Raw genomic sequence first — 23,142 nt, 5'->3', positions numbered from 1 at the left:
TATATATGGATGAACAAGATCAAGCTCGTTACTACTTGGAAGAAGCCTGCATGCGTATCGGTTTTCCGCAGGAGTTCGGTCAGGCGCTTGCCCAGTATCTGGGAAGCGCCGCCGCGATGAATGACATGGCGCACTACCTTGTCACCGACCGACCCCACACCCTGGAAGAGGCCGCCGACGAAGCCGTGACAATTGTGCAGGAACGCTCCACTTGGATCGATATACAGCGCTCAGAGCACGCGCAGCAGACCTACAACGCCTTCGTTAACCGTCCCCGCGAAGACGAGGATAAGGACAATGACAATGATGGGAATTCAGACGATGCAGGTGACGAATGGTTCAGGATTTCCTGAACCACTCTCAGAGTTTGCATTAATCGTTGGAGCTACTGGCACTGTCTGACGTATCCGCATTGCTGTAGTACTGATTGAGTGCCTGCGTCAGGTCGATATCCATATCAACCTTGCCGTCGATACCGGAGACTGTGCCATAGGAGGAATACTGCCACAGGCCACATGGGATCGCCATCAGCGGCTGATCCGTGTAGGAGGCCAGCCAATATCCGTACGAGTACAGCGTCGGATAGTTCAGGGATTCCAGATCGTAGATGTTGCCGTAAACGACAGCAGTCTTGCCCTTGTTCTGAATCTCCTGGCAGAAGGCCTCTGCAATCTGCTGTGAGCTCTCCACGTTCAGATCCGAGATGCGCGAATCCGCACCGCTGGCCGGCTCCCAGTCGAAGGCAACCGGATACTCGATCGAGGCCGGTCCCAACTGACCCAGCACAAAGTTGGCTTCCTCAACCGCCTCATCGACCGAGGTCGCCTGTGAGTAGAAGTAGACCCCCACATCGAGTCCAGCCATCTGGGCGCCAATCAGGTTCTTGCGGAAGTTGGAATCCCCGACAATCTGTCCGTTATCGCTACCGCGATAGCCTGCACGGATCATCGCGAAGGAGATGCCGTCATTTCTCACCTGGTGCCAGTTGATGTCGCCCTGGAATTCGGAGACATCGATACCGGTACGGCTCATCTCCTGACCGTCAACCGTATAGTGCAGCCTGCCTAAGGCATCCCGGTTCAGGTTCTGCCACTGGTACGGATTGACATAGGAGTCATTCTGTTGGCTCAGGCCGGAGCCGTAGTACTGACCGGAAACTTTTGGCTCCCAGTAGATACCGTTTGCAAAGAGAATCACGATCGCAGCGACGAGCGCGCAGATTACGATAATGAGCACGCGGCGTACGATCAGGCCCCGCTTCTTCTTGGAGCCCTTTTTCTTCTTGGACGTCTGCTTGGTCGACTTGCTAGTCTTGGTGCTCTTGCTGGCTTTCGTGCTCTTCGGAGCCTTCGACGTTTGCTTCGTCGTCTTAGTAGCTTTCGTGGTCTTCGTTGTTGTAGAGGTTTTGGAAGTCTTTTTCGTGTCAGCGTCCTTGTTCTCAGGTTCAGATGCCTTCTCAGTGGGCTTCTCCGGGAAAGACCTAGCTTGAGCAGGCTTTCCGGAAGGTTTGGCAGGCACAGCCGCCAGAGCAGCTTTTGCAGGCTGAGCCGCGAATTCCTCAGGAGCTACGGAGCTCTCAGAGGGCGGCTCCACATGCTTTGCCGCAGGTTTCGCCATATGTTTCCCCACTGTGGTGTTCGCGCCCTCGTCTGACTCCTCAGCGGCCTTCGGTGCCTCGGTCGCCGGCTTTGCACTGCCTGAAGCTGCCGCTACGTGTTGAGGTGCCTTCTCGTGTTCCCCATCTTTTTCCTGGTCAATGTTGGCAAAATGCTTCGGCACATAGCCATCCTGTGCTGTCGGTTGTTTGTCTGTGGAGGATGAATCGCTTGTCGGCATATCAACTCCTCATAGAGTGACGATAATTCATTCCTCTATGATAGAGGGTCTCAGACCCTCCCACGATATCTCTTCACAAGTTTCTTCAAAACCGAGGTCGGAACCCTTTTGGGCTCTTCGCTACTTATGGTCAAGTCCGACTTCGTGTGTAAAATCGCTGTCGCGTTCCCTGCCTTACGCCTTTGCCATGTCCCTTTGGTTGCACGCTATCTTTGCGAGCTCGTCTTCCACCTGCAGGAGCTGCGCGTAAGTCTAATCCGTAGTAGCTGTTCCTCTGCGTCGAGCTACACTCGTTCTCCTCGGTAAGGACCGACCCGATCAGCCTGATCGCCGACACCTTACTCGGGAAGACCCCGACAAAGCAGGCGCGCCTCTCTATCTCCCTGTTCAGCCTCTCCAGGTAGTTAGACGTCCTCATGTACAGACGCATCGCGGCGATCAGCACCCTCGCCACCCTTGGGGCAACATCGCGCAAGTGCGCCAGTATCTCGTCGCACCTGCGCCTCGCCTCCGGTGCGCTTGGCAGTTGAGCCTCTCGACCAGCTCCCCCCTTAAGGCCGGCGTGCACGCCCTTGGGGGTGGCCTTGCACACGTTGTACGAGAAGTGGGCCTGGCAGCGCTGCCCAGGCGGCGCCGGGGGGCACCTCCCTTGTGGCCGCCACGAGCCCCTCTCTGGCGTCCACGAGGGAGCGCAGGAAGTCCGCCCAGGAGCGTCCCGTGTGCGACTCGGCAAGCGAGACCCCGATGACCTTAGCAGCGCCTTTGACCTCACGCGGTGGTCGACCCTGACCTTGAGGTAGGTGGCGTTTGCCATCACGAACGGCTACTCGCCCTTAAGGGGCCAATCACAAAACGCCCTGACGGCGGGGTCCAGCTCGGCGTGAGCCTCAAAGACGGAGTGCTTGGAGAACGACCTTTCGCAGACCTCCTCTATGACCCTGCCCACCTTCACTGTAAAGACGCCCGCGACGACCATCTCGGTCATAAGGGCAGCCTCGCTTGCGCTTGTAGTTGTCGAACACGAGGGCCTCAAACGGGGTGGTGCGCTGCCTTGACACCTTCAGCTCGATGGTGGCGACCCTGGTCGTGAGGGGCCTTACCTTCGTCTCGTTGCGGCTGTCGGTGCGCTGCTGCGTTTGCTCGTAGGGCTGAGCGCACAGCTGCTCGGCTGACTTCGCCCTCAGTACCCCGTTGAGCGTCTCCTGGAGCAGCAGCCTGAAGGCGTCCCCGCCCCCGTCGGTAAGCAGCCCCAGTACCTCGTCTTGGTCCAGTGTAAGATTGATTCGAGCCATGTCCGTCCTCTTGGGTGTCCTCGCTGTTTGGTGACTGCGAGCACACCTTGGCGGCGGGCCTCTGGCTCGCCCACCTTTTACACCACTTTACGGACACGACCGATATCCGCGCGTTGGGTAGCACATTTTGATGCTTTTGGCGAGGTAAGGAAGGGATGCTCTACCTTTGAGCGGCCGGATGCCTTCCTGGACTCGATGCCTTTCTCGGAGAAGAGCGCACAGGCAAGGCCCTCTCTAGTCGAAGGCTTCCTTAGCAACGCTTTAGCGCATAGATGAGAGGTGTGGGTCTTTATGCGTCCTTAAGGGCGCTTCGCTATACCTATATAGCCTAAAGTCTGCATAGCAGAACCTATCATCTTCCCTTACGAGTGCATGTGCCACAGGATATGTCAGATACATTCTAGGCGCTTGTCTTCACACCATGCACAAGGCCACCTGCGGCATCCACGCCGATATGCGCCTTGTATCCGATACGCCACCCCTTCCCTTTCTTGGACTGGTGCGCTTTAAGGGTCGCGTGCATGGTCTTGGTTCTTCGTGAAGCTTTAAGGCCCAGGTGAAGGTCACATTCACCATGGAGCCACCCCGCGCCGTGATCCCTGCCGCTTTAAGGCTATGGCACCTCTTCGCAAGTGTCGTTGCATCTGGCACCTGCTCAGACATGAGGTCTACGTGCACAGAAGTGCTACCAGGAGCGACAATCCAGGATAGCATCCTTAGGTTCTCTCGTCTTAAGAGCCCAAACATGACCTAAAGCAGGATACATCCTTACGCTTCGTCTTTGCAGCACGCACATGCCTGACAAGAGCATGTCCGTGGTAGCTGGTATCTACCAGAACAATCCAGCTATCCCACACAACGATTGTATCCACCCGCTCCAGGAGTGCCTCTCGTCTGGTCTTTCTCTTCAGACCTTAGGATTTAAGGTCCTAAAAGCTCATCTGTCTGTCCATATCTGTCTTTTGGATATGCTGGAATGTGTGGATGTAGCTATAACATATCCGCAGGCAGATAGGTATCTATGTGGGTATGGGCACTGCGTGGTTCGAGACATTTTGAGCCGACGGCATACAGCGTGTGGCCCCAGTAACCTCATCGAGGCGAATTAATCATCGTTTCCCTAGAGTCTCCGGTTGAGATACAGCAGAAGATGATACTCTCAATTCCATTCTGTAAGGCCAGTTCGAGGGAGGAGCGATAGCAGGAGGCAAGCTGCTTACACTTCGCTTTACTCGGCTGTCCGGTCTCGATGATCGGTCCCACAGCGTGTAGTACACGGGAAGCTGGCAGGTTGTAGCCCGGTGTGACCTTCGCCTGTCCGGTCGGCTCAGGATGTCCCTGCGCTTCCATCAGCTTGTGGCATTTGTGCCTGAGCCCCACGCCTGCATAGGTTTGAATCGCATTGTCGATATACAGTGACGATTGAGAATGAAGCACCCGAGCATCTGGTCATTGGCGGCATTCACGATTGCGTCAGTCTCAAGCGTGGTGATATCACCCCGCGACACTCCGAGATTTTCTGCATTGAGGGGTACCGCGGAAGGTTTCTGCACGCCGCACTCCTGCAGGCAACATGCCAAATAGTCATCCTGGATCTCCAGGAACTGATCGCTCACCGGCTGGGGCATCCGTACGTTCATCAGTGCCCGCAAGAGGAGACGCCGACTTCCCCGACCCTGAAGGATATGGAACCCCCTTGCCTTCCCCTTCGGTCGCATAGGTGTAGGCGGAATCGTGCAGCAGGTAACTAATCAGCCAAGTTGCCTCCTCATCGTCTGTCATGATCGCTCCCTTATCTTGTTGTAATGTATCCTTTTACATCTTTATCGATGAGTATCACCACAATTTGGTCACTACACAAGAAGCCCCACACAACCTTCAAACAGACTGCGTGGGACTTGTTCCATCCCTATGTATATAGGTTTGAATCACCGGGCAATCTCCATGATGGCCTTTGCGGCAGTGTCGACCTCTTCCTGTGTGTTGAACCAACCGAAGCTGAAGCGCACAACACCCTGCTCCACTGTACCCAGGGCTTTGTGCATGAGCGGTGCGCAGTGTGCGCCGGGGCGGGTGGCGATACCGTAATCTTCGGCAAGGTGGTCAGAGACCGCACCGGAATCGTAGTCGCCCACATTAAGCGAGACGATCGCAGCGCGCTCCACATTCTCTTCCACCGTGATGTCCCCATAGACTCTGACGCTGGGGATATCCTTCACCTGCTCGTAGAAGTTCTTCATCAGCTCATCCTCGTGATGTTCGATCGTGTCAAGACCGGTGTCCTTCAGGTAATTCAATGCTGCCGAGAGGCCTGCGATTCCATGGGAATTCAGCGTTCCAGCTTCCAGACGAGTCGGGTAGTCAGAGGGTTGTGTCTTCAAATAGGACTGCACCCCGGTGCCGCCCACAGCCCACGGCCTAATATCAACACCCTCTCTGATGCACAGTCCACCGATCCCCTGTGGGCCCATCAGCGATTTGTGCCCGGTGAAGCATAGGACGTCGATATTGTCCTTTTCCATATCGATCGGAATAACACCCGCCGTCTGCGAAGCATCGACTACAAAGAGCAGCCCATGCTTGTGGGCAAACTTCCCGATCGCGGCGATATCCGCCATGTTCCCGGTCACATTGGAGGCATGGTTGACCACGATGAGCTTGGTGTTGGACTTGAGGAAAGACTCAAACTCCTCAGTCTTGAGCCTCCCCACCTCGTCGGTCCCCACAAAGCTGACCTCGACATTGTGTTCAGCTCGCAGCCGGTAGAGCGGGCGGAGCACTGAATTGTGCTCGGTCACCGTAGAGATCACATGGTCACCCGGGTTGATCAGCCCCATCAGGGCGATATTGAGTGCACCGGTGGAATTCGGCGCAAAGCAGACGTGGTCAGGTTTGCAGTTAAAGAGCTGCGCCAACTGGGCGCGACAGACGAAGTCAACGCGGGTGGCTTTCAGCGATTCAGCGTGGGAACCTCGAGAAGCGTTCCCCATCGTGGTTAGGGCCTTCGTCACAGCATCCACAACGACCTGAGGCTTCTGCATGGTCGTCGCCGCATTGTCAAGATAGATCAATGAGTATGGTTCCAATCACATCGTTCTTACTGGTCATCTTCAGGATACCAGTCTCGAAAGAGCGGCTCACACATACCTCTTAGCTACCCCCACTCACCGATATAAGCGGACGTTCAATGAAGCGATGTATCGCTACCGACGTTTGGTAGTGTGTTTATGTGTCAGATGCCACCCATCACAATAGGGGCAGTGATAGTAGGTGATTTTGGGCGCGTCTTTCTTTGCGGAAGCGCGGGCTGCGGCTTTCTTCGCTTCAAACTTCGTCGCAAAGCGGCGTTTACGAGCACAGGTCCGGTATTCCAGGATGTCTTCCCCACGCTGCTGTCCGGCCATCCCGTAGCCGGAAGATCTCCGGTTCTTGCGGGAACCTGCTTCGGATAAGTTATGCACGCGGTCGAGCTTTTTCCTCATTGTTCGCGGAACGTCACGTTGTTCGTCTCTGAGTCCATAGATTCGACGATTGCGAGTGAATCCAGCCTATAGCCCTCAGAGCGCAGGCGTTTACCTCCCGGCTGGAAGCCCTTTTCGATTGCGATACCAATGCCTTCAACGGTAGCACCGGCCTGCGTGCAGATCTGCAGAAGGCCGTCCATTGCACAGCCATTCGCAAGGAAGTCGTCAACGATCAGCACATGGTCATCCAGACCTAAGAAGCGTTGCGCAACGATAATGTCATAGACCCGTTTGTGGGTATAGGACTTCACCTTTGAGGTGTAGACCGCCCCATCCAGGTTGATACTTTTTGACTTCTTGGCGAACACTGCCGGAACCCCGAACTCGTTGGCTACCATTGCGGCGATACCGATACCGGAGGCTTCAATCGTGAGGATCTTGTTGATCGGAGCATCGGCAAAATCTTTGTGCCACTGCTTGGCCATATCCGCAAAGAGCTTGGTGTCCATCTGATGGTTCAAGAAGGAATCAACCTTAAGAACATCTCCCGGCTTTACGTCCCCATCGCGCAGAATACGCTCTTCCAGCTCTTTCATGCATCCTCCCAGTATGGCATATGCAGCATCTGAACGATACTTACTTATTTATTGTTAGCAGCACCTCAAGATTTAAGCATACTCCACGGTGGTTTGGGGGTACGCATACCAAAAATCGCTATAGTGAAACAAACCCCTTAGACCAATACGGAATTTAGAAGTATGACCTATTCATTAAAAGACTCGCCCTTTGCCCCATTACTCACCTCTTGTGCCTCCGGCGGAGGTTATCTTGCCTTCATCGGGGGCGGTGGCAAGACGACGCTGATGGAGGAATTGGGAGAAGAGCTCCACCGCGCATTTCCTGCAAAAACCGTGGCACTGACCACAACAACCAAGGTGTGGCCGCCTAAGGTACTTCCTCTGATCACGGAGGATGACACAGACAAAGCGGTTGAGGAGCTCAAAGAAGATAGACTCGCCTATATCGGAGAGTACTGCGAAGTCAGGGGCCTCAAAAAGATTGAAGCGCCCTCCTGGGGCGTCGAGAAACTCGCCACGCTGGCAGATTTTATTCTGATCGAAGCGGATGGATCCCACGAACGTCCCCTCAAGGCACATGCCTCCTGGGAGCCCGCCTATCCGGACCTCCCCTGCTTCACGATCGCAGTCATCGGGGCTTCCGGCTTCAATGAACCGGTGATTGAAGTAGTCCACCGCCCGGAGCTCTTTTGCCGCCGCATGAAATTAAGCTCCCACGCAAAGGCAACCCCCGAGCTCATCGCCCAGGAGATGGGCCAAGAGCATCAGAAGGAACATCTCACCTTCGACGTGGTCTTCGTGAACCAGTGCGACGTGTCAGACCTCTACATCGAAGCGGTGCAGCTCTTTGCCGAGACTCTACACGCTACGCTTCCCGATATGCCCATCTATTACGGATCAGCGCGGGCTAAGACCTGCACCCGCGCCGATTGAAGCAACCTATTCAGTTGTTAGTGCTGAGGAGCGCAGTCCGTGGGTCCGGTGGCATTGATCAGTGCAAGCCCATGCGGCAGCGCCGGCAGCACCGCCTGTAGATTCTCTCGGGCGGCCTTTGGACTCCCGGGGAGATTGATAATGAGGGTCCGGTCGGCGATGCCCGCCTCCTCACGGGAGAGGCACCCATGTGGGGTGATCGCGAGCGAAGCTGCACGCATCGCTTCCGGAATACCTGGACAACGACGTTGAATGACCTGCAAGGTCGCCTCCGGCGTCACATCGCGCGGTGCAAAGCCAGTGCCACCGGTCGTCAAAACCAGCGCTACTTTATCCTGTACCGCCTGCTCGAGCACTGCTCTAATTTGATCCTGCTTGTCGGGTACGAGCACGACCTCAGACTCAACCGCATAGCCCTCATCCTGCAGCAACTTCACTAACGCGGGACCGGAAGCGTCTTCGCGTGCCCCTTGTGAAGAGCGGTCACTCACCGTGATCACCCGAGCGCTAGAAGCCGCTTTTTTGTTATCTGCATCGCCCATAGAGCTATCACCTTATTTGCCAAAGGGGCACACCGGATAGGTGCAGGGCTCGCAGTGGAGGCACAGGCCACCTTCACCTATTGTCACGAAGTCCTGCTTCATGAGGGGAACGCGTGCCGCAAGGCGCGGCAAGACAAGGTCGAAGACCGTTGCCTTGTTGTACATGACACAGCCCGGCAAGCCGATGATTGGGGTGGGGTCACCGCCGTCTTGTGTATCGAAGTACCCAAGGCAGAGCATCGCTCCGGGCAACACCGGTGCGCCATACGTCACGATGCGAGCCCCAGCGTGCTTGATAGCACCCGGTGTATTGTCATCCGGATCCACACTCATACCGCCGGTGCAGACGATCATATCAACCTTGAGGTGACGAGCATCCGCGATTACCCGCACGAGGTCATCCATATTGTCTCCGGGTTTCACGACGCTCACGGTCTTGACTCCATACTCTGCAAGCTTTCGCTCCACCACCGGAGTGAATTTGTCCTCGATCAGGCCTTTCTTAATCTCAGAGCCGGTCGCGATCATTGCGGCAGTCTTTACCTTGTACGGTGCTACGCGCATGAGCGCACCTTGGTGTGCCACATCTGCGGCCTGCTCTGCCCGCTCGACAAGTTTTTCGTCGATCACCAACGGGATCACGCGGGTCCCCGCCAGTGAGTCGCCCTTGTTGACCGGGAAGTCACCGTGACAGGTAGCAATCATCACCTGGTCGACACTGTTGACCGCATTCAGGCGCTTCGTATCGACGAGGAATACGCCGTCACAGGCCGCATTGATCCCGATCTTGCCTTCTTTCGGTTCCCCTGAAGCGCAGGTGTTGCTGCCGAGACACAGCGCCGCCATGCGCCTTGCGGCATCATCTTCGTGGAGCATCCCTTCCTGTATCTCCCATACATAGAGATGCTCTTTGCCCATGCTTAGCAGTACCGGGATGTCCTCCGGTTGCACTACATGCCCCTTACGGAAGCGTGGACCCTTAAAGGACTTCTGGGGTTTGCCATCCTTGTCGGTACCACCCATCACGATCTGGGTCATATCCTGGCAGAGGACTTGCCCTACCGCGTCTTCAGTGCGAATGAGTTTCATACATTGCCTCTCCACTATTCAATGCGCTTAATGCGTGTGGTGGACGTAAATTGTGTCTCCTGCCTTCACGGTACCTGACTGCGTCACGACGCAAAAGATACCGTCGGTCGGCATCACGCACATGCCTGTCAACCGCTTAATCTCGCAGTCGCTGTGGCAGGTCTTTCCGATCTGCGTCACGACCATCCGAACCGGACCGACATCAATAATTGAGCCTGTCGGGATCTTCGGGAGATCGATACCCTCAGTCAGGATGTTCTCCGCAAAGTCACCGGGATGTAAGTCCAAACCTTTGGCACGCATTTTATCCACCGACTCATTGCCCAACAGGCTCACCTGGCGATGCCAGTTGCCGGCGTGGGCATCGTTCACGATACCTTTGCCGACTTTGAGCTCAATCGCATCCACCAGGTGTTTGCGGGTCCCTCTCTTCTCCGAGATGCAGGTTGCTACGACCGTGCCCTGTGAAGCGATATCGTCGTTTTTCTCGTCTTTCCGAACGAAGTGACCCGACTTACCACCGTCCTTCTCAAGTAGGCATACCTGCTCAATCACCATGTCACGCTGCAGGGCCTTGCACATGTCATAGATCGTGAGGCCTGCGACGCTCGCAGCGGTCAACGCTTCCATCTCGACACCGGTCTCCCCAGTACACTTGGTGGCCGCGACAAAAGAGATCCCATCCGGCTCAAACTGGAAGTCGATGTCGCAGCCCGTAAGCTGAATCGGATGGCACATCGGGATAAGCTCCCAGCACTTCTTTGCTGCCATGATCCCCGCCACTTGAGCCACCGCCAGCACATCTCCCTTTTTGACGCCACCAGTGCGCACCAGATTCAGAGTCTCCGGATTCATCAGGATCTTTCCAGCAGCGCGTGCAATACGGTAAGTCTTGTCCTTTGCTGACACGTCGACCATCCGGGCACGCCCCTGTTCATTGATGTGCGTCAAATCCACGCTCTATCCTCCAATTTCGTTCATGTCGCGCAGTGCATCTGAGCGATGGTGCTCAAGCAATTCGTGGTGGAGGGGTTTCAGTGCAATCCCTCGTTGAATTGTGGCACGCAGTTCATCGTCGTTGAGTCCCCTCAGATTGATCTCATTGGCGGTATGCAGACAGGGTTTCAGCTTTCCGTCTGCAGTCACCCGCACCCGGGTACACCCGGCACAGAACCTGTTGCTCAGCGGCCGTATCAGGCCTACCTTGCCTTTCCAGCCCGGCACCTGGTAGAGCTCTGCCACACCTTCGTGGTCTATAGGTTTCAGGTCCGGTACCAACCTCAGCACCGTATCAGCTGGGATAAACCGCTCCCGGGGCCAGACGGCGCAAGGCCCCATTGGCATCAACTCAATAAAGCGCATCTCGTAGGATCCATCTTTCGTGAGTTTCACCAGCTCAGGCACCTCAGTATCATTGATGCCGCCCATCAGCACCGCATTGAACTTGGTATGGGTAAAACCTGCCTCACGGGCAGCCTGAATACCAGCCAATGCCTGATCGAGCGTCCCAGTCCGAGTGATCCGGTGATAGAGCTCAGGATTGAGCGTATCCAGCGAGATATTGAGCCGATCCAACCCCGCTTCCTTCAAGGGCTTTGCAAGGCGGGGAAGCCCCAGGCCATTGGTAGTCATCGTGAGCTCGTCGATCCCGGGGATTGCGTGGAGCATTGCGACAAAGTCGACGACCCCACGCCGCACCAGCGGGTCTCCCCCGGTGATCCTCACTTTATGCACACCCATTTCTGTCATCACCTGGGTGATGTGTGCCAACTCCTCAAATGAGCAGATATCCTGATGCCTGAGCTTGGGTACCCCCTCTGCCGGCATACAGTACTGACAGCGACAGTTGCACCGATCTGTGATTGAAAGACGCAGATATTCAATGTGTCTTCCTTCAGTGTCATGCATCAGGCAAACTCTTTCTTACTTTTTGTAAGGTATACTATCATCCTTTTCGTTATACTCCATTGACTCTATCGCACCAGAGCAGGACCGGTCACTGGAACAATAAACACGCACTAAACGGTCAGATCCACCACACTGGAGCAATCTCTGATACTGGGCTAACTGAAAGCAAAAACGCCAGGGTAACGGAGTGATTCCGCTACCCAAGCGTTGGTATTCATGTCTCTAGTGTTCTCTGGCTAGTTCTTGATGTGCTGATGGGGACAGTCGGGACGATACTCTGCACGGCACTCAATCATCTGGGCGGCAATCGAGATTGCAATCTCCGACGGCGTTACCGCCAAGATATCCTCACCAATTGGCAGATGGATGTTCTGCACATCGGTTGGGTCGCACCCCCGCTCAATCAATGTCTGACGCGCAAACGCGGCTTTGCTACGGCTCCCGATGCAGCCCACATATGCGGGGTGGTTCTTCAGAGCCTGCTCGAGCACATCGATATCCCCTTTATGGCCGTGGGTCAGCACCACCACATAGTCACGCGGAGTGATGTGCACATAGTCGTTGAGCTTCTTGAAGTCTCCGACCAGGACCTTCTCAGCCTGGGGGAAATCCTCCGACTTGGAGAGGTCGGGGCGATCGTCCATTATGATCACCTTGAAGCCGACGCTCGCGAGCACCGGGGTCAACGCATGCCCGACATGGCCCGCACCGAAGATAAAGGCCTTCGGGTCTGCCCCCATGGGCTCACTGTAGAGCTTGGTGGTCTCATCCCAGACTGGGACATCCGCACTAGCGCGCTTGTCATCTGCGGGCAGCTCATCCAACTCTACTGTCGTGATCTTCACATCTGCAGGATCAGACCAGTCCTCTTCCAGCAGGAAGGGCTTGCCCTCCTTGAGGCAGCCTAAGATCTCATCCTTCAGGATATGGAGCTCCTGCTTCGCCGGGAACGAATGGCGCACCGAGACCAATGCGTCGCCCCCGCAGGCCATCTTTGTCTTTGCGTGGGTCAGCCACTCGATCGAGTTACCCCTTTCTCCGCTCATTACCTTCTGGGAGCGCTCCTGTGCCATCATCTCGATGCGACCACCGCCGATCGTACCGATAAAGGAACCGTCTGCGAGCAGCACCATACGCGCAGAGGCGTGCCGGGGCATTGAGCCCTGCGTCGCTAAGATGGAGGACATAACAAACGGATGGCCGGCCTCGACCTCGGCGGCCAGCTTTCCTACAAACTGCTCGTCGCGCAGGGTCTCGTGTGAATCACTCATATATCTAACTTTCTTTCTCAGGTGGGTTATGCCGTTGTCTCACTGCTGTGGACATGGATGCGTTTACCTGCCGTATGCTCGGCAACGCTGCCCACTTCGCTCACGTACATCACCTTATCATTTGCCTTCAGCGCATCAAGCAAAGCCGGGGCATCCTGAGGATCGACCGCAATCATCAGACCGCCGGAGGTCTCCGGACAGAAAAGCACATCCATCAGATCAAGCGGCACGCCCGGGGCATCCACCTCCGTCTCCGCAAAATGGCGGTTACGGTACTCACCAGCGGGAAGCAGGCCGAGTTTTGCAATGTCGCGGACACCCGGGATCAATTGGATGTTATCGGCGTCGATATTGATGTCAACATCGGCACCCTGCGCCATCTCCAACAGGTGGCCCATCATACCAAAACCGGTGACATCCGTTACTGCGTGCACCTTATACTGGACCATCGTATCGCACGCAGCCCGATTGAGCGTGAGCATCGCATCGAGCGCCATCTGCTCACTCTCAGGCTTTGCGAGTCCCTCTCTATCGGCGGTGACGGTAGGACCGATACCCAACGGCTTGGTGTAGATCAAGACGTCCCCGACCTTGGCACCCGCATTAGTTAAGAGCTTCTTGGGGTTGACGAGGCCGACCACGGCCAGGCCATACTTCGGCTCTTTGTCGTAGATGGAGTGTCCACCCGCGATGGAGGCTCCGGCTTCGTAGACTTTCTCGTAACCGCCACGGAGGATATCGTGCACGATATCAGAGGGCATATCCTCCGGTATTGCCATAATGTTCAGGGCGACTTTGGCCTCTCCGCCCATTGCGAAAATGTCGGAGAGCGCATTGGCTGCGGCGATGGCGCCGTAAGTATATGGGTCGTCCACAATCGGCGGGAAGAAATCGAGCGTCGTCACAAAGGCCAGGTCGTCGCTCAGCTTATAGACCGCCGCATCGTCAGCCTTGTCGTACCCCACGATCAGGTTGGGATCACGGCGTGTGGGAAGCCCAGTCAAGAGCTCCACTAATTCTCCGGCGCCCACCTTCGCGGCACAGCCGGCACACTCAGCGAGTTTGGTAAGTTTTACGTCGTCCTTCGCTTCACTCATGGTTTTGCTCCTCGTCGTCTCGAACCGGACGCTCTCCCTGTTCGGTAACCAGCGGCTTACTGTCCGCCAGAGCACCCGAAAGATTCAAAATCGCTTCCAGAACACCGCCGCCGACGGCGATTGCCTTATCCGAGGCACAGCGAGAATAGGCAACGACCCCTCTGGGGTCCACGTCGCCTGACTTCATGCCTTTATGCACGTGTGCCCCGGTCTGGATCAGGCCACGGACCACGCCGCCAAGCGTTGCGAGCATCGGCTTACCCGCCACGGTGCCACACACATCCCCTTGGTGGACCATATCGCCGATCGAGGCCACACCCTCAAAGGTGCCATCTGCAGGGGCGCGCATCACGCGCTCACCGGCATAGCCGCCGATCAAGCCCGGCACCGCCGTGTTGGGAATCGGCTTTCCAAAGTACCAGACACGACCCAGATAGTGGCCGCGCATCGTCTCAATCACCGCGTCGCAGTCCTTCTGAGCCTCAAAGCCCGGGCCGCAGGCGATAACCACGGGCGCCATATCCTTTGTGGTGCCCAGGTTCTTCTTAGCTAAGATCGCATCGACCACAACCTGTGGCTTGAGCTCTTTGATGCAGTTCGCTTCAGGATCTGCCAGAACGGCGATCTTGTGGCTTTGAGCAAGCTTGAGCGCCTCCTGAGGATCGGTGGCCTTGACCGCTTCCACACCCTCGACGGAGTAGCTTCCCAAACGGATCGCTTCACTGAAGCAGACGGTACGACGGATTGAGGTTGAGATGGGTAGATCGCACATCACGATCTGCATACCGCTCCGAAAAAGCCGAAGCGCCACCCCGGTGGCGATATCCCCTGCGCCACGGATAACAACGAGCATAGTGTTCCTTATAAACCTCGGACTTAGATCAGCGTGACACCCGGATTGGAGGAGAAGGTCTGTGCGATCTCATAGAGATTCGTGACGCCGCCGATTGCGAGCTGGTCACGCATCTTGTAGTAGTCAAGGCAGGTGCCACAGGTCAGGATCGTGGTGCCGCGCTTCTCAAGCTCCTTCAGGTCCTCGAGGCTCTCAGAGCCTTTGCAGGTGAGGTAGGCACCGCCGTTGAAGAAGATCATCTTCTTGGGGACCTTCGCCTGGTGAGCGAATGCATAGATCAAGCCTTCAATCAGGATCTTACCGAGCTCGTCGTTGCCCTCGCCCATGTGGTCCTTACCAATTGCGATAACGGAGGAATTGACGTCCGGGATCTCGCAGAAATCAGCAGCTTCATCCTGAGCGGAGCGGTCAGAGGTGATCACACCGCGCGGCGTCAACGTCAATATCGTCTCGTCACCATTCGCCTCGGTCTTAAGGTCGCAGTCTTTCTCCTGCGCCAGGCGGGCCAAGTTGTGGACGGCGGCCTCGTTATTTACGATGACCTCGAGGCTCTCACCTTTTTGCAGCTTCGGCAAGGCTCCAAGGGCCATAACAACCGGTTTCGGACAGGTCTGATTTCTTGCATCAACACGCACAGCACTCTCCTTATCACGTGGTGTCAAAGAAATGTGTTTAAACTGATCACTGATAAGTATATGCGCATCGGTTAGTGTACCAAAGGAGGGGCCGACAAAAATCTGTACATCTGACTCAAAGATTGGAGTGTCAGAGGTATCAAGAAGACCAAAAGAACTGCTTCATTGAAGAATATCGGTGCAACGGTCACTTCATTGGCAAAGCAATGCAAACGCTAGGGAAACGATGATTAATTCCCAATGATGTGTCAGAAAGGACCACCCACGTGGCCTTTCGTAGCCGGCATAGGCATTAATCATCGTTTCCCTAGGTACCCACGTGATAGAAAAACAGCGTGCGAGTTCTCGCAGGGACACGATGTGGATTATGCCCTCTGTTGCAAGAAGGCGGCGTGAGCATAAGCCCCACAGAAGCTTTAAAGAGTACAGATGGTGATTATTCACTGCTAGTGCAACGCTCCTGAAAAGACCACAGCCTGCGGGCTCCTAGAAGGGTGCTTGTGAAAGAAACCGACTGGGAGGATCTCATGAGCCGCTACTACCATCTTAGCATCTACCAGCGCGAGACCATCGCTATCATGCTCCACGACAAAGACAGCCCAGACACCATCGGCTGCGATAAGTCGATTGTCTCCGGGAAGATCAAGCGCAACTTATGGCACGTGAGGAAGCGCAGCCGCTACAGCGTCGCCTACGCTATCGAGCACACGGCGCAAAAGCAGGAGGTACAGGCACAAAAAGCTGCTGGCGACCCCGAAGCGTACGCATCGTCTGCGAGAAGATCTTCGAGCAGCGCTGCTCACCCAGGGTGGCGCGTGCCTGGTCACGGGACTGCAAGAGCGGGATCCTCGCCAAAGGCAAGATGTGCGCGCAGGTGAAGCCAGCAATCGAAGGGGCGCCTTGCGGCAAGCCGATGGAGACGCTCACGCTGGAGCGCGGCAGGCAGTTCGCGTACACCGAGGGGCTTCAGGAGGCTCTCAGTGCTTGGTCTTCTTCTGCCTGCTATCCCCTGGGAGCGGGACACCAATGAGAACACCAACGGGCTCCTTCGCGACTTCTTCTCGAAGGGCAGATCCCTGGACGACGTGAGCGGCGAAGAGGTCCAGGAGGTGCACGATACCCTCAACCGCAGGCCTCGCAAGCGCCTAGGCTGAAAGTGCCTGCTGGAGGTCTTCTGCGGGGTCACGTTGTACTTGCTCTGAAGATTCGCCCCAGAAAGATTCCGGATAGCTCATGAAGGCTGCAGTCCAAGCAGCAGCGAGCCTGACCCTGCGAGCTTGGGAATTCTAAGCGCAAAGACCTGCCCTCATGCGCAGCCCAGCTTTGCTCCACCCAAGCCGGCTCTACTTCCTGACTTTTGCAGTTAAAAAGGCTGTTTTACCTATTCTGAACTGGTAAAACAGCCTTTTTTCCTTGTATATTTTCTGTAGTGTTACGCGGGCTTCCAGCGAACTTCCTTGCCCTTTCTGAACAAGGCCTTGAGCGAGGACATGGTCATCCACTTGCGCGGGGCCTCTTCCCCTATCAGGGAGAAAAGCTCGTCGGTGAGGTCCGTGCGGTGGCTCAGGAGCCACCACTCGCCCTCCGCGTGCACGCATTCCTGCGCGCGAAGGTCGTCCAGGATTTCCCCCGCCGAGTACCTGTGCCCGAGCGCGTGCTCGATGACGCGCTCGATGGTAAGCGCTATGTAGCAGGTGAGGAAGTGGGCCTGGATGTGCTCCCTCGTCCACACGAACACAAGACGCGCCCTCAGGTGCGACTTCGTGACCTTGAACGACTCCTCGATCCTCCAAAGCTCCCGGTAGGTGTCGATGACGTGCCCGGGCTCCCAGGAGGTCTCGGAGGTGACGATGCAGTAGTAGCCGTCGCATGCCGCATCCTCGTCTATCGCCTTCAGGTCGAGCTCGGGCTTCTTGGGATTGTCGATCACCTCTCCCGTGTCGGCGTCGAACTCGACGTTGCGCACGTACTTGGCGGCGCCGAGGTGGGTGGCCTTGGTGTATTTGCCGGGAGATTTGACAAGCTGCTCGGATTTCTGGAGCACTTTTTCCCTCTCATGGCGGGCGCGCTCGGCGTACTTGCGCGACCAAAACGCCACCACGAGGACCGGGACCTCGACCTCGTGGGCCTTGCCGTCGCGCGAGTCCTCCCTTGGGACCTTGACGAGCTTCACGTCCTGGCGCGACTTCATCTTGAACTCGCCGTCCCCCCGCACGTCGTAGCCCCCGTCGGAAAGGACCCACTCCCTGAGCTCGCGGCGCGACTTGGCGCCGCGTATCGACTGCGAGAACACGAACCCGTCCCCTCGGGCCACGGTGGCTATTATGTTGCACGCGCAGTTCATGCCCTTGTCGGCGACCGTGACCACGCGCCCCATGCCCGCGGCGCGCTTCGCCTCCGGGAGGGCGTCGATCAGCGTGGCGTCGTCGTGGGTGTTCCCCAAGAAGAGGTTGAAGTCCACCGGCACCCCGTTGCCGTCCTGCATGAGTCCCATCTGCACGATCGGCACCGGCCTGTGCTCCTTGCCCGCGCCGCGGCGGCGCAAGTCGTCCCCGTCGCTCTCGAAGAAGTAGTTCGTGCAGTCGTAGTAGCCGTTGGAGAGGTCCCTTATCCCCGCGGCGGCGATGGAGGCGTTCATCTTGGAGACGATCGCCCCCTTCATGCGGGAGAGCTCGCCCAGCCCCCAGTACACGTCCGCCTCGCCGAGGTCGGCCTTGAGGAGGTGCCTGTCGGCGCGTTGCCAGGCGGCATGCTCAGACCCTAGCGAGAGCAGCCTCTCGGAGACCAGAAGGCGCAGGAGGGAGTTGACGTCGAAGGCCACCTTGCGCCCGCGCATGTTGGAGCGGATCGAGCCCTCTATGCCCAAGGCGTCGTAGTAGGCCATAGGCACCGCGTCCCCGACGCACTTGCGGTTGGCCGCGCGCTTGTCCACCTTCTGGAGCGGGTGGATCGTGATGGTCTGGGGCCCCTCGGCGGCGAGGCGCTCCTCGTCCATGGCCTTCACGACCTCGGCGAAGTGGGCGAGCGGGTCCTTGAATTCCTTCTCGAGCTCGTCGACGTAGCCGAACGTCTCGACGCTCCTTTGCTTGGGCCTGCCGGTCTTCGGGTCGCGATAGCCCTGCACGGCCGACAGCGTGATCCGGCCGTTGGGCCTCTTCGTCTTCTTGAGGAACATGTGAAAGCGCCTCCCGCCTGCGGCAACATTGCTTCCTTATTGTAGGGTAAATTACCGTACATAACAAGTAAAATACTTGAAGTTTGATATAAAAAATTGCCCAGTTACCTGGGCACGCGACGGAATCGTTAGCTATTCAAACTGCAAAACTGTGGAACACCAACGGGCTCCTTCGCGACTTCTTCTCGAAGGGCAGATCCCTGGACGACGTGAGCGGCGAAGAGGTCCAGGAGGTGCACGATACCCTCAACCGCAGGCCTCGCAAGCGCCTAGGCTGAAAGTGCCTGCTGGAGGTCTTCTGCGGGGTCACGTTGTACTTGCTCTGAAGATTCGCCCCAGAAAGATTCCGGATAGCTCATGAAGGCTGCAGTCCAAGCAGCAGCGAGCCTGACCCTGCGAGCTTGGGAATTCTAAGCGCAAAGACCTGCCCTCATGCGCAGCCCAGCTTTGCTCCACCCAAGCCGGCTCTACTTCTTCCATACTATCAGAGCTTCCTTGCACCTGCGCACACATGCGTATGGCACGGACGAAACCTTGGTTACTTGTTGCATCGGCTGATTTTGCAGCAGATTGGACATTTGGAGCCTATGAGCTGCTCATTCAACCGAGAGTTGAGCCATGGTTGAGAGCGTCTCGAGCCACATCAACCCTTCCGTCATTGCACCATCCTGCCAACCCGTCAGAATGGAACATGAAAAGGACGTCGCCCAAGAAGATGAAACCAGAACCCATGCGGCAGGTGCCGCAGCGGGCCATATAGAGGGAGAGAGCAATGTCTGAGAAAGAGACCATGGGAAGGCGCATCGCGAGACTGCGCATCGAGCACGGCATGACACAGGAACATCTCGCCCGTGAGATGGGCGTGAGCGCCCAGGCTGTGAGCAAATGGGAGCATGACCAGAACTACCCTGACATCAGCTTGCTCGTGCCTTTGGCAAAATTCCTCGGCACAACGACCGACGAGCTCCTCGGGGCAGGACCTACTACGGCGCCGGCAGAGAACAAGAAAGAGGAAGAGACTCCTTCTGTGTCTGCCACAGAGGAGGCAGAACCCGAGTCTGAGCCAGGAAACGTCGAGGTCCAGCCATCCCCGAAGAAGCGCAGGGGACCGATCTCTCTCATCCTTTCTGGCAAGGATGCAGATGACAGCGAAGAGGTACACACGCCCCCCGAGAGACCAAAGACCATGCATATCCAGTGCATCGACGGCGACGACCCCGACGAGGTCGTGAACCTCAATATCCCGCTCTTCCTCGCAAAAGGTCTCCTCAAGAGCGGCGTCTCGAGCATCTCAGGCCTTGAAGGCCTCGGCGTCGATCTTTCCAGCGCCGCTTCCGCCATGGACTTCTCCGAGGCAGGCACGCTCGTTGATATGGAGGATGGCGGAGACCACGTCCGCATCTGGATCGACTAGCGACGCTTCATATCATTCCACAAGAAAGGCATAGCCATGAAACAAGCAGCCTCTGCCACAGATGACGGGCTGGAGAGCGAGCTTTGGGCATCGATGCTCGAGCACAACCATCTGCTCCTTGCTGCCGTCATAGCGCTTGGCATCTTCGAAGGCCTCATCGGGAGCTTCTTCTCCTGGGTCGTGAAGCTCATCCTCGATGCTATCGCCTCGAACTCCCTGGAGCAGCTCAGGTTCTCCGCCATCCTTGCAGCCCTCTCGATAGGCTTCGAACTTGTCGATACGCTCCTTCTGAGGCAGGCCGAACCGGCATCTTTGAGGCGTGCTGTCATGAACTTGCGCACGCACTCCTTCGCAAAGCTGCTCGACAAGGGCATCGGCGCCTTCGACCAAGGCGGAGCCTCTATCTACGAATCTGCTTTCACGAACGACATCACGACGATCGAGACGACCTATCTCGAGAAGATCGAGACCTTAGCAACAGACATCCCGATGTTCATCTCTGCTGTGATTCTCCTCTTCGTGGAGAGCGTGCCTCTGGCTACCTGGGCCATCGTCTGCGCCGTGCTGTCGCTTTGGATCTCTGTCGTCTCTGGCAAGCGCCTGGCTCCGCGCCAGAAGGCCATCTCGGATGAGATGGGACATTTCGTCGCAGCAGTTCATGACATAATCGCAGGCTTTGCGCAGATCAAGAGCTTCAAGGCAGAAAAGCCCACAGAGAGACGCTTCCTTGCTGCCAACACTGAGCTCGAAGATGCCAAACAGGCAAAGCGCCGCTGCGAGAAGGCAATCATGGCTGTGGCAGAGACGACAGGCTCTATCTCCCAGATATCAGTTCTCTTCTTCGGCGCCTGGCTCTGCGTGACGCAGCAGGCGATAACGATCGGCGGCATCATGATGGTGACGCAACTCATGAACTATATCCACATCCCCATTGCCGACCTTCCGTCCATCTTTGCAGCCAGAAAGGCCTCCAAGGCGCTCTGCGAAAAGCTTGCCCAAGAACTCGAGCATGCCCAGACAGAAGAGGGAACTCTTGCACTCACACCAGAGCTTCCGCAGGACATCACGCTTCAGGATGTCTCCTTCGGCTACGAGGAAGGAAACCCCGTCCTCAAAGGCATCACGGCAGAGTTTGAGGCTGGAAAGTGCTATGCCGTGGTAGGAGCATCGGGTTCAGGAAAATCGACGCTCCTTTCGCTCCTCATGGGTGCACACAGGAGCTATGAAGGCAAGGTCGCCTTCGATGGGTCCGAGCTCCATGATATCAGCCTCGACTCCCTCTACGGGACAGAGTCGCTCGTGAGCCAGAATACTTTCCTCTTCGATACCAGCTTGAAGGACAACATCACGATGTTCGGCGATGCAGACGAGGATGCCCTCTCCTCCGCTATCGAGCGCGCGGGGCTCGCCGACTTCGTAGCAGCACATGGGCTCGACTACCAGTGCGGCGAGGAAGGAGCCAACCTCTCGGGCGGCGAGCGCCAGCGTGTCTGCATAGCAAGAGCTCTGCTCCATGGAGCAAGGACGCTTCTCTTCGACGAGGCAACAAGTGCCCTCGACCAGAGGACCGCAGATCAGGTCACACGAGCGGTCCTGGGGCTTTCCGGCACGACGAGGATCATGGTGACACATAGGCTCGATGCAGGACTCCTCAAGAGTTTTGACAGCATCACAGTTCTGAAAGACGGCAAGGTCTGCGAAGAAGGCACCTTCGACGAGCTCATAGCAGAGCCTGAGGGCTACTTCCATGCCCTCTATACCATTAGCATGTGACTGTAGGAGCAAAGCAAAGACAGAAGCACCATCGAAGACAATCCGGTAGCGCTTCTTCTGTATGTTCTCTAGGGAAACGATGATTAATGCCCCATAACGTGTCAGAGAGGACCGGCCACACAGCCTTTCTAGGCCGGCATGCGGGAAAGGCGGGAAAGGATGCTCATCCAGCACGTACAGGAGCCGCCATCCTTACATCCGTCCTGCCCCATGCACCGCAATAAGGCTCCAAGACGGATCAAGCGACTCTGGGAACCGGGAGGTGCAGCCTGCCGGCAAAAGATGCACATGGGTAAGGTTTGCAAGGGCAAGAAAGACTTGAGCATACAGGAGGTCTTCTCTATCCCCTGTAGCGCTTCCTTAAGGGGCCGAAGCGCCGCTTCACGATAAGGAAGGGATGCTCTACCTTTAAGCGGCCGGATGCCTTCCTGGACTCGATGCCTTTTTCGGACAAGAGCGCACAGGCAAGGCCCTCTCTAGTCAAAGGCTTCCTTAGCAACGCTTTAGCGCATAGATGAGAGGTGTGGGTCTTTATGCGTCCTTAAGGGCGCTTCGCTATACCTATATAGCCTAAAGTCTGCGCAGCAGAACCTGTCATACTCCCTTACGAGTGCGTGTGCCACAGGATATGTCGGATACATTCTAGGCGATCGTCTCCACACCATGCACAAGGCCACCTGCGGCATCCACGCCGATATGCGCCTTGTATCAGATACGCCAGGTCTTCCCTTTCTTGGACTGGTGCGCTTTAAGGGTTACGCGCATGGTCCTTGTTCTTCGTGGAGCTTTAGGGCCCAGGTGAAGGTCACATCCACCATGGAGCCACCCCGCGCCGTGATCCCTGCCTTTTCGAGCTTCTAAGTTCAGGCGTGAAGCACAAGCTTTACCGAACTCCTCTCGCTTTAAGGCTATGGCGGAATTTCGCAAGTGTCGTCGCATCTGGTACCTGCGCTTGCATGAGGTCTGCGTGCACAGAAGCGCTGATAGGACCGACAATCCAGGATAGCATCCTTAGGTTCTCTCGTCTTAAGAGAGCAAACATAACCTAAAGCAGGATACATCCTAAGCTTCGCCTTTGCAGCGCGCACATGCCTGACAGGAGCCTGTCCGTGGTAGCTGGTATCTACCAGTGCAATCCAGCTATCCCACACAACGATTGTATCCATCCGCTCCAGGTGTGCCTCTTGCCTGATCTTTCTCCTTTTACCTTAGGATTTAAGGTCTTGAAAGCTCATCAGGCTACCCATATCTGTCTTTTGGATATGCAGGAATACGTGGATGT

Annotated in this window: 26 protein-coding genes and 2 pseudogenes; 7 read left to right on the top strand and 21 right to left on the bottom strand. The window is 56.5% G+C overall.

Annotated elements, in window-relative coordinates; all coding sequences use genetic code 11:
• The first annotated feature begins 5 nt into the window (after positions 1–5).
• Complete coding sequence (locus J4859_RS05210; protein WP_212333740.1) at positions 6–353, top strand: hypothetical protein; 348 nt, start codon at positions 6–8, stop codon at positions 351–353.
• A gap of 19 nt (positions 354–372) precedes the next feature.
• On the opposite strand, the gene J4859_RS05205 is transcribed toward J4859_RS05210, so the two are convergent.
• From J4859_RS05205 to J4859_RS05165, 11 genes are all read right to left on the bottom strand, one after another.
• Positions 373–1,836 (bottom strand): glycoside hydrolase family 25 protein, encoded by a 1,464-nt coding sequence (locus J4859_RS05205; RefSeq protein ID WP_212333737.1) that lies wholly within the window; start codon positions 1,834–1,836, stop codon positions 373–375.
• Between the two features lie 130 nt (positions 1,837–1,966).
• Positions 1,967–2,650, bottom strand: a complete 684-nt coding sequence (locus J4859_RS17540; RefSeq protein WP_371812224.1) for a transposase — start codon at positions 2,648–2,650, stop codon at positions 1,967–1,969.
• A gap of 9 nt (positions 2,651–2,659) precedes the next feature.
• The gene (locus J4859_RS17535) at positions 2,660–2,782 is read right to left on the bottom strand and encodes a hypothetical protein (protein WP_371812187.1); all 123 of its coding nucleotides are present in this window, start codon (positions 2,780–2,782) and stop codon (positions 2,660–2,662) included.
• Positions 2,724–3,128 (bottom strand): transposase, encoded by a 405-nt coding sequence (locus J4859_RS05195; RefSeq protein ID WP_212333731.1) that lies wholly within the window; start codon positions 3,126–3,128, stop codon positions 2,724–2,726. The genes J4859_RS17535 and J4859_RS05195 overlap by 59 nt, the downstream gene beginning before the upstream one ends.
• Before the next feature lie 77 nt (positions 3,129–3,205).
• Positions 3,206–3,385 (bottom strand): hypothetical protein, encoded by a 180-nt coding sequence (locus J4859_RS05190; protein WP_212333728.1) that lies wholly within the window; start codon positions 3,383–3,385, stop codon positions 3,206–3,208.
• Between the two features lie 143 nt (positions 3,386–3,528).
• The gene (locus tag J4859_RS16780) at positions 3,529–3,651 is read right to left on the bottom strand and encodes a hypothetical protein (protein ID WP_256436826.1); all 123 of its coding nucleotides are present in this window, start codon (positions 3,649–3,651) and stop codon (positions 3,529–3,531) included.
• Positions 3,652–4,220: 569 nt separating this feature from the next.
• Complete coding sequence (locus J4859_RS17530; RefSeq protein ID WP_371812223.1) at positions 4,221–4,478, bottom strand: macro domain-containing protein; 258 nt, start codon at positions 4,476–4,478, stop codon at positions 4,221–4,223.
• Positions 4,478–4,768 carry a hypothetical protein gene (locus tag J4859_RS05180; protein ID WP_212333722.1) on the bottom strand — a complete coding sequence of 97 codons (291 nt, stop codon included), beginning with the start codon at positions 4,766–4,768 and terminating at the stop codon, positions 4,478–4,480. The genes J4859_RS17530 and J4859_RS05180 overlap by 1 nt, the downstream gene beginning before the upstream one ends.
• A gap of 288 nt (positions 4,769–5,056) precedes the next feature.
• Positions 5,057–6,214 carry an aminotransferase class V-fold PLP-dependent enzyme gene (locus J4859_RS05175; protein WP_249113761.1) on the bottom strand — a complete coding sequence of 386 codons (1,158 nt, stop codon included), beginning with the start codon at positions 6,212–6,214 and terminating at the stop codon, positions 5,057–5,059.
• Positions 6,215–6,331: 117 nt separating this feature from the next.
• Complete coding sequence (locus tag J4859_RS05170; protein WP_212333719.1) at positions 6,332–6,589, bottom strand: hypothetical protein; 258 nt, start codon at positions 6,587–6,589, stop codon at positions 6,332–6,334.
• Positions 6,590–6,606: 17 nt separating this feature from the next.
• Positions 6,607–7,188, bottom strand: coding sequence for a xanthine phosphoribosyltransferase (locus J4859_RS05165; protein ID WP_212333716.1), 582 nt, complete (start codon positions 7,186–7,188; stop codon positions 6,607–6,609).
• Between the two features lie 162 nt (positions 7,189–7,350).
• Here J4859_RS05165 and yqeC point away from each other — a divergent pair, with 162 nt between their 5' ends.
• Positions 7,351–8,103 (top strand): selenium cofactor biosynthesis protein YqeC, encoded by a 753-nt coding sequence (gene yqeC / locus J4859_RS05160; protein ID WP_212333713.1) that lies wholly within the window; start codon positions 7,351–7,353, stop codon positions 8,101–8,103.
• Positions 8,104–8,120: 17 nt separating this feature from the next.
• On the opposite strand, the gene J4859_RS05155 is transcribed toward yqeC, so the two are convergent.
• The 8 genes from J4859_RS05155 to yedF form a co-directional block, all read right to left on the bottom strand.
• Complete coding sequence (locus tag J4859_RS05155; protein ID WP_212333710.1) at positions 8,121–8,645, bottom strand: molybdenum cofactor biosynthesis protein B; 525 nt, start codon at positions 8,643–8,645, stop codon at positions 8,121–8,123.
• 12 nt (positions 8,646–8,657) lie between these two features.
• Positions 8,658–9,734 carry a molybdopterin-binding protein gene (locus J4859_RS05150; RefSeq protein ID WP_212333707.1) on the bottom strand — a complete coding sequence of 359 codons (1,077 nt, stop codon included), beginning with the start codon at positions 9,732–9,734 and terminating at the stop codon, positions 8,658–8,660.
• A 27-nt stretch (positions 9,735–9,761) separates the two neighbouring features.
• Positions 9,762–10,691 (bottom strand): cyclic pyranopterin monophosphate synthase MoaC, encoded by a 930-nt coding sequence (gene moaC / locus J4859_RS17525; RefSeq protein ID WP_371812186.1) that lies wholly within the window; start codon positions 10,689–10,691, stop codon positions 9,762–9,764.
• Positions 10,692–10,694: 3 nt separating this feature from the next.
• The gene (moaA, locus tag J4859_RS05135) at positions 10,695–11,642 is read right to left on the bottom strand and encodes a GTP 3',8-cyclase MoaA (RefSeq protein WP_212333704.1); all 948 of its coding nucleotides are present in this window, start codon (positions 11,640–11,642) and stop codon (positions 10,695–10,697) included.
• Between the two features lie 236 nt (positions 11,643–11,878).
• Positions 11,879–12,913: an XdhC family protein gene (locus J4859_RS05130; RefSeq protein WP_212333700.1), complete on the bottom strand. Its 1,035-nt coding sequence runs from the start codon at positions 12,911–12,913 to the stop codon at positions 11,879–11,881.
• 26 nt (positions 12,914–12,939) lie between these two features.
• The gene (gene selD / locus J4859_RS05125) at positions 12,940–14,010 is read right to left on the bottom strand and encodes a selenide, water dikinase SelD (RefSeq protein WP_212333697.1); all 1,071 of its coding nucleotides are present in this window, start codon (positions 14,008–14,010) and stop codon (positions 12,940–12,942) included.
• Positions 14,003–14,863, bottom strand: a complete 861-nt coding sequence (yqeB, locus tag J4859_RS05120) for a selenium-dependent molybdenum cofactor biosynthesis protein YqeB (protein WP_212333694.1) — start codon at positions 14,861–14,863, stop codon at positions 14,003–14,005. The genes selD and yqeB overlap by 8 nt, the downstream gene beginning before the upstream one ends.
• A 23-nt stretch (positions 14,864–14,886) precedes the next feature.
• A complete protein-coding gene (gene yedF / locus J4859_RS05115; RefSeq protein ID WP_212333690.1) occupies positions 14,887–15,498 on the bottom strand; it encodes a sulfurtransferase-like selenium metabolism protein YedF in 612 nt (203 codons plus the stop codon).
• 500 nt (positions 15,499–15,998) lie between these two features.
• Here yedF and J4859_RS05110 point away from each other — a divergent pair, with 500 nt between their 5' ends.
• Positions 15,999–16,376 (top strand): helix-turn-helix domain-containing protein, encoded by a 378-nt coding sequence (locus tag J4859_RS05110; protein ID WP_212333687.1) that lies wholly within the window; start codon positions 15,999–16,001, stop codon positions 16,374–16,376.
• A 120-nt stretch (positions 16,377–16,496) separates the two neighbouring features.
• Positions 16,497–16,652: pseudogene (locus tag J4859_RS05105) on the top strand (IS30 family transposase); the annotation flags it as partial.
• 278 nt (positions 16,653–16,930) lie between these two features.
• On the opposite strand, the gene J4859_RS05100 reads toward J4859_RS05105, so the two are convergent.
• Entirely contained in the window at positions 16,931–18,673 is a 1,743-nt protein-coding gene (locus J4859_RS05100; protein WP_212333681.1) for an IS1634 family transposase, read from the bottom strand.
• A gap of 155 nt (positions 18,674–18,828) precedes the next feature.
• Between J4859_RS05100 and J4859_RS16095 the strand changes: the two are divergent.
• The 3 genes and pseudogenes from J4859_RS16095 to J4859_RS05090 form a co-directional block, all read left to right on the top strand.
• Positions 18,829–18,951, top strand: a pseudogene (locus J4859_RS16095) (IS30 family transposase); the annotation flags it as partial.
• Positions 18,952–19,445: 494 nt separating this feature from the next.
• On the top strand, positions 19,446–20,087 hold the full coding sequence (locus J4859_RS05095) for a helix-turn-helix domain-containing protein (RefSeq protein WP_212333665.1): 642 nt from the start codon (positions 19,446–19,448) through the stop codon (positions 20,085–20,087).
• 36 nt (positions 20,088–20,123) lie between these two features.
• Positions 20,124–21,860, top strand: coding sequence for an ABC transporter ATP-binding protein (locus J4859_RS05090; protein WP_212333661.1), 1,737 nt, complete (start codon positions 20,124–20,126; stop codon positions 21,858–21,860).
• 340 nt (positions 21,861–22,200) lie between these two features.
• On the opposite strand, the gene J4859_RS05085 is transcribed toward J4859_RS05090, so the two are convergent.
• Complete coding sequence (locus J4859_RS05085) at positions 22,201–22,359, bottom strand: hypothetical protein (protein WP_212333657.1); 159 nt, start codon at positions 22,357–22,359, stop codon at positions 22,201–22,203.
• Between the last annotated feature and the right edge of the window lie 783 nt (positions 22,360–23,142).

The sequence above is a fragment of the Atopobium sp. oral taxon 416 genome (assembly GCF_018128285.1).
Lineage (GTDB): Bacteria > Actinomycetota > Coriobacteriia > Coriobacteriales > Atopobiaceae > Olsenella_L.
The sequence above is the reverse complement of the archived record's forward strand: the minus strand, read 5'-3'. Positions and strand labels throughout refer to the sequence as shown.

Excerpts from the sequence above, each read along its gene's own strand:
- J4859_RS05210 (WP_212333740.1), top strand. The coding sequence starts at position 6 with ATGGATGAACAAGATCAAGCTCGTTACTACTTGGAAGAAGCCTGCATG.
- J4859_RS05205 (WP_212333737.1), bottom strand. The coding sequence starts at position 1,836 with ATGCCGACAAGCGATTCATCCTCCACAGACAAACAACCGACAGCACAG.
- J4859_RS17540 (WP_371812224.1), bottom strand. The coding sequence starts at position 2,650 with ATGGCAAACGCCACCTACCTCAAGGTCAGGGTCGACCACCGCGTGAGG.
- J4859_RS05195 (WP_212333731.1), bottom strand. The coding sequence starts at position 3,128 with ATGGCTCGAATCAATCTTACACTGGACCAAGACGAGGTACTGGGGCTG.
- J4859_RS16780 (WP_256436826.1), bottom strand. The coding sequence starts at position 3,651 with ATGCACGCGACCCTTAAAGCGCACCAGTCCAAGAAAGGGAAGGGGTGG.
- J4859_RS17530 (WP_371812223.1), bottom strand. The coding sequence starts at position 4,478 with ATGGAAGCGCAGGGACATCCTGAGCCGACCGGACAGGCGAAGGTCACA.
- J4859_RS05180 (WP_212333722.1), bottom strand. The coding sequence starts at position 4,768 with ATGAACGTACGGATGCCCCAGCCGGTGAGCGATCAGTTCCTGGAGATC.
- J4859_RS05165 (WP_212333716.1), bottom strand. The coding sequence starts at position 7,188 with ATGAAAGAGCTGGAAGAGCGTATTCTGCGCGATGGGGACGTAAAGCCG.
- yqeC (WP_212333713.1), top strand. The coding sequence starts at position 7,351 with ATGACCTATTCATTAAAAGACTCGCCCTTTGCCCCATTACTCACCTCT.
- J4859_RS05155 (WP_212333710.1), bottom strand. The coding sequence starts at position 8,645 with ATGGGCGATGCAGATAACAAAAAAGCGGCTTCTAGCGCTCGGGTGATC.
- J4859_RS05150 (WP_212333707.1), bottom strand. The coding sequence starts at position 9,734 with ATGAAACTCATTCGCACTGAAGACGCGGTAGGGCAAGTCCTCTGCCAG.
- moaA (WP_212333704.1), bottom strand. The coding sequence starts at position 11,642 with ATGCATGACACTGAAGGAAGACACATTGAATATCTGCGTCTTTCAATC.
- J4859_RS05130 (WP_212333700.1), bottom strand. The coding sequence starts at position 12,913 with ATGAGTGATTCACACGAGACCCTGCGCGACGAGCAGTTTGTAGGAAAG.
- selD (WP_212333697.1), bottom strand. The coding sequence starts at position 14,010 with ATGAGTGAAGCGAAGGACGACGTAAAACTTACCAAACTCGCTGAGTGT.
- yqeB (WP_212333694.1), bottom strand. The coding sequence starts at position 14,863 with ATGCTCGTTGTTATCCGTGGCGCAGGGGATATCGCCACCGGGGTGGCG.
- J4859_RS05100 (WP_212333681.1), bottom strand. The coding sequence starts at position 18,673 with ATGTTCCTCAAGAAGACGAAGAGGCCCAACGGCCGGATCACGCTGTCG.
- J4859_RS05095 (WP_212333665.1), top strand. The coding sequence starts at position 19,446 with ATGTCTGAGAAAGAGACCATGGGAAGGCGCATCGCGAGACTGCGCATC.
- J4859_RS05090 (WP_212333661.1), top strand. The coding sequence starts at position 20,124 with ATGAAACAAGCAGCCTCTGCCACAGATGACGGGCTGGAGAGCGAGCTT.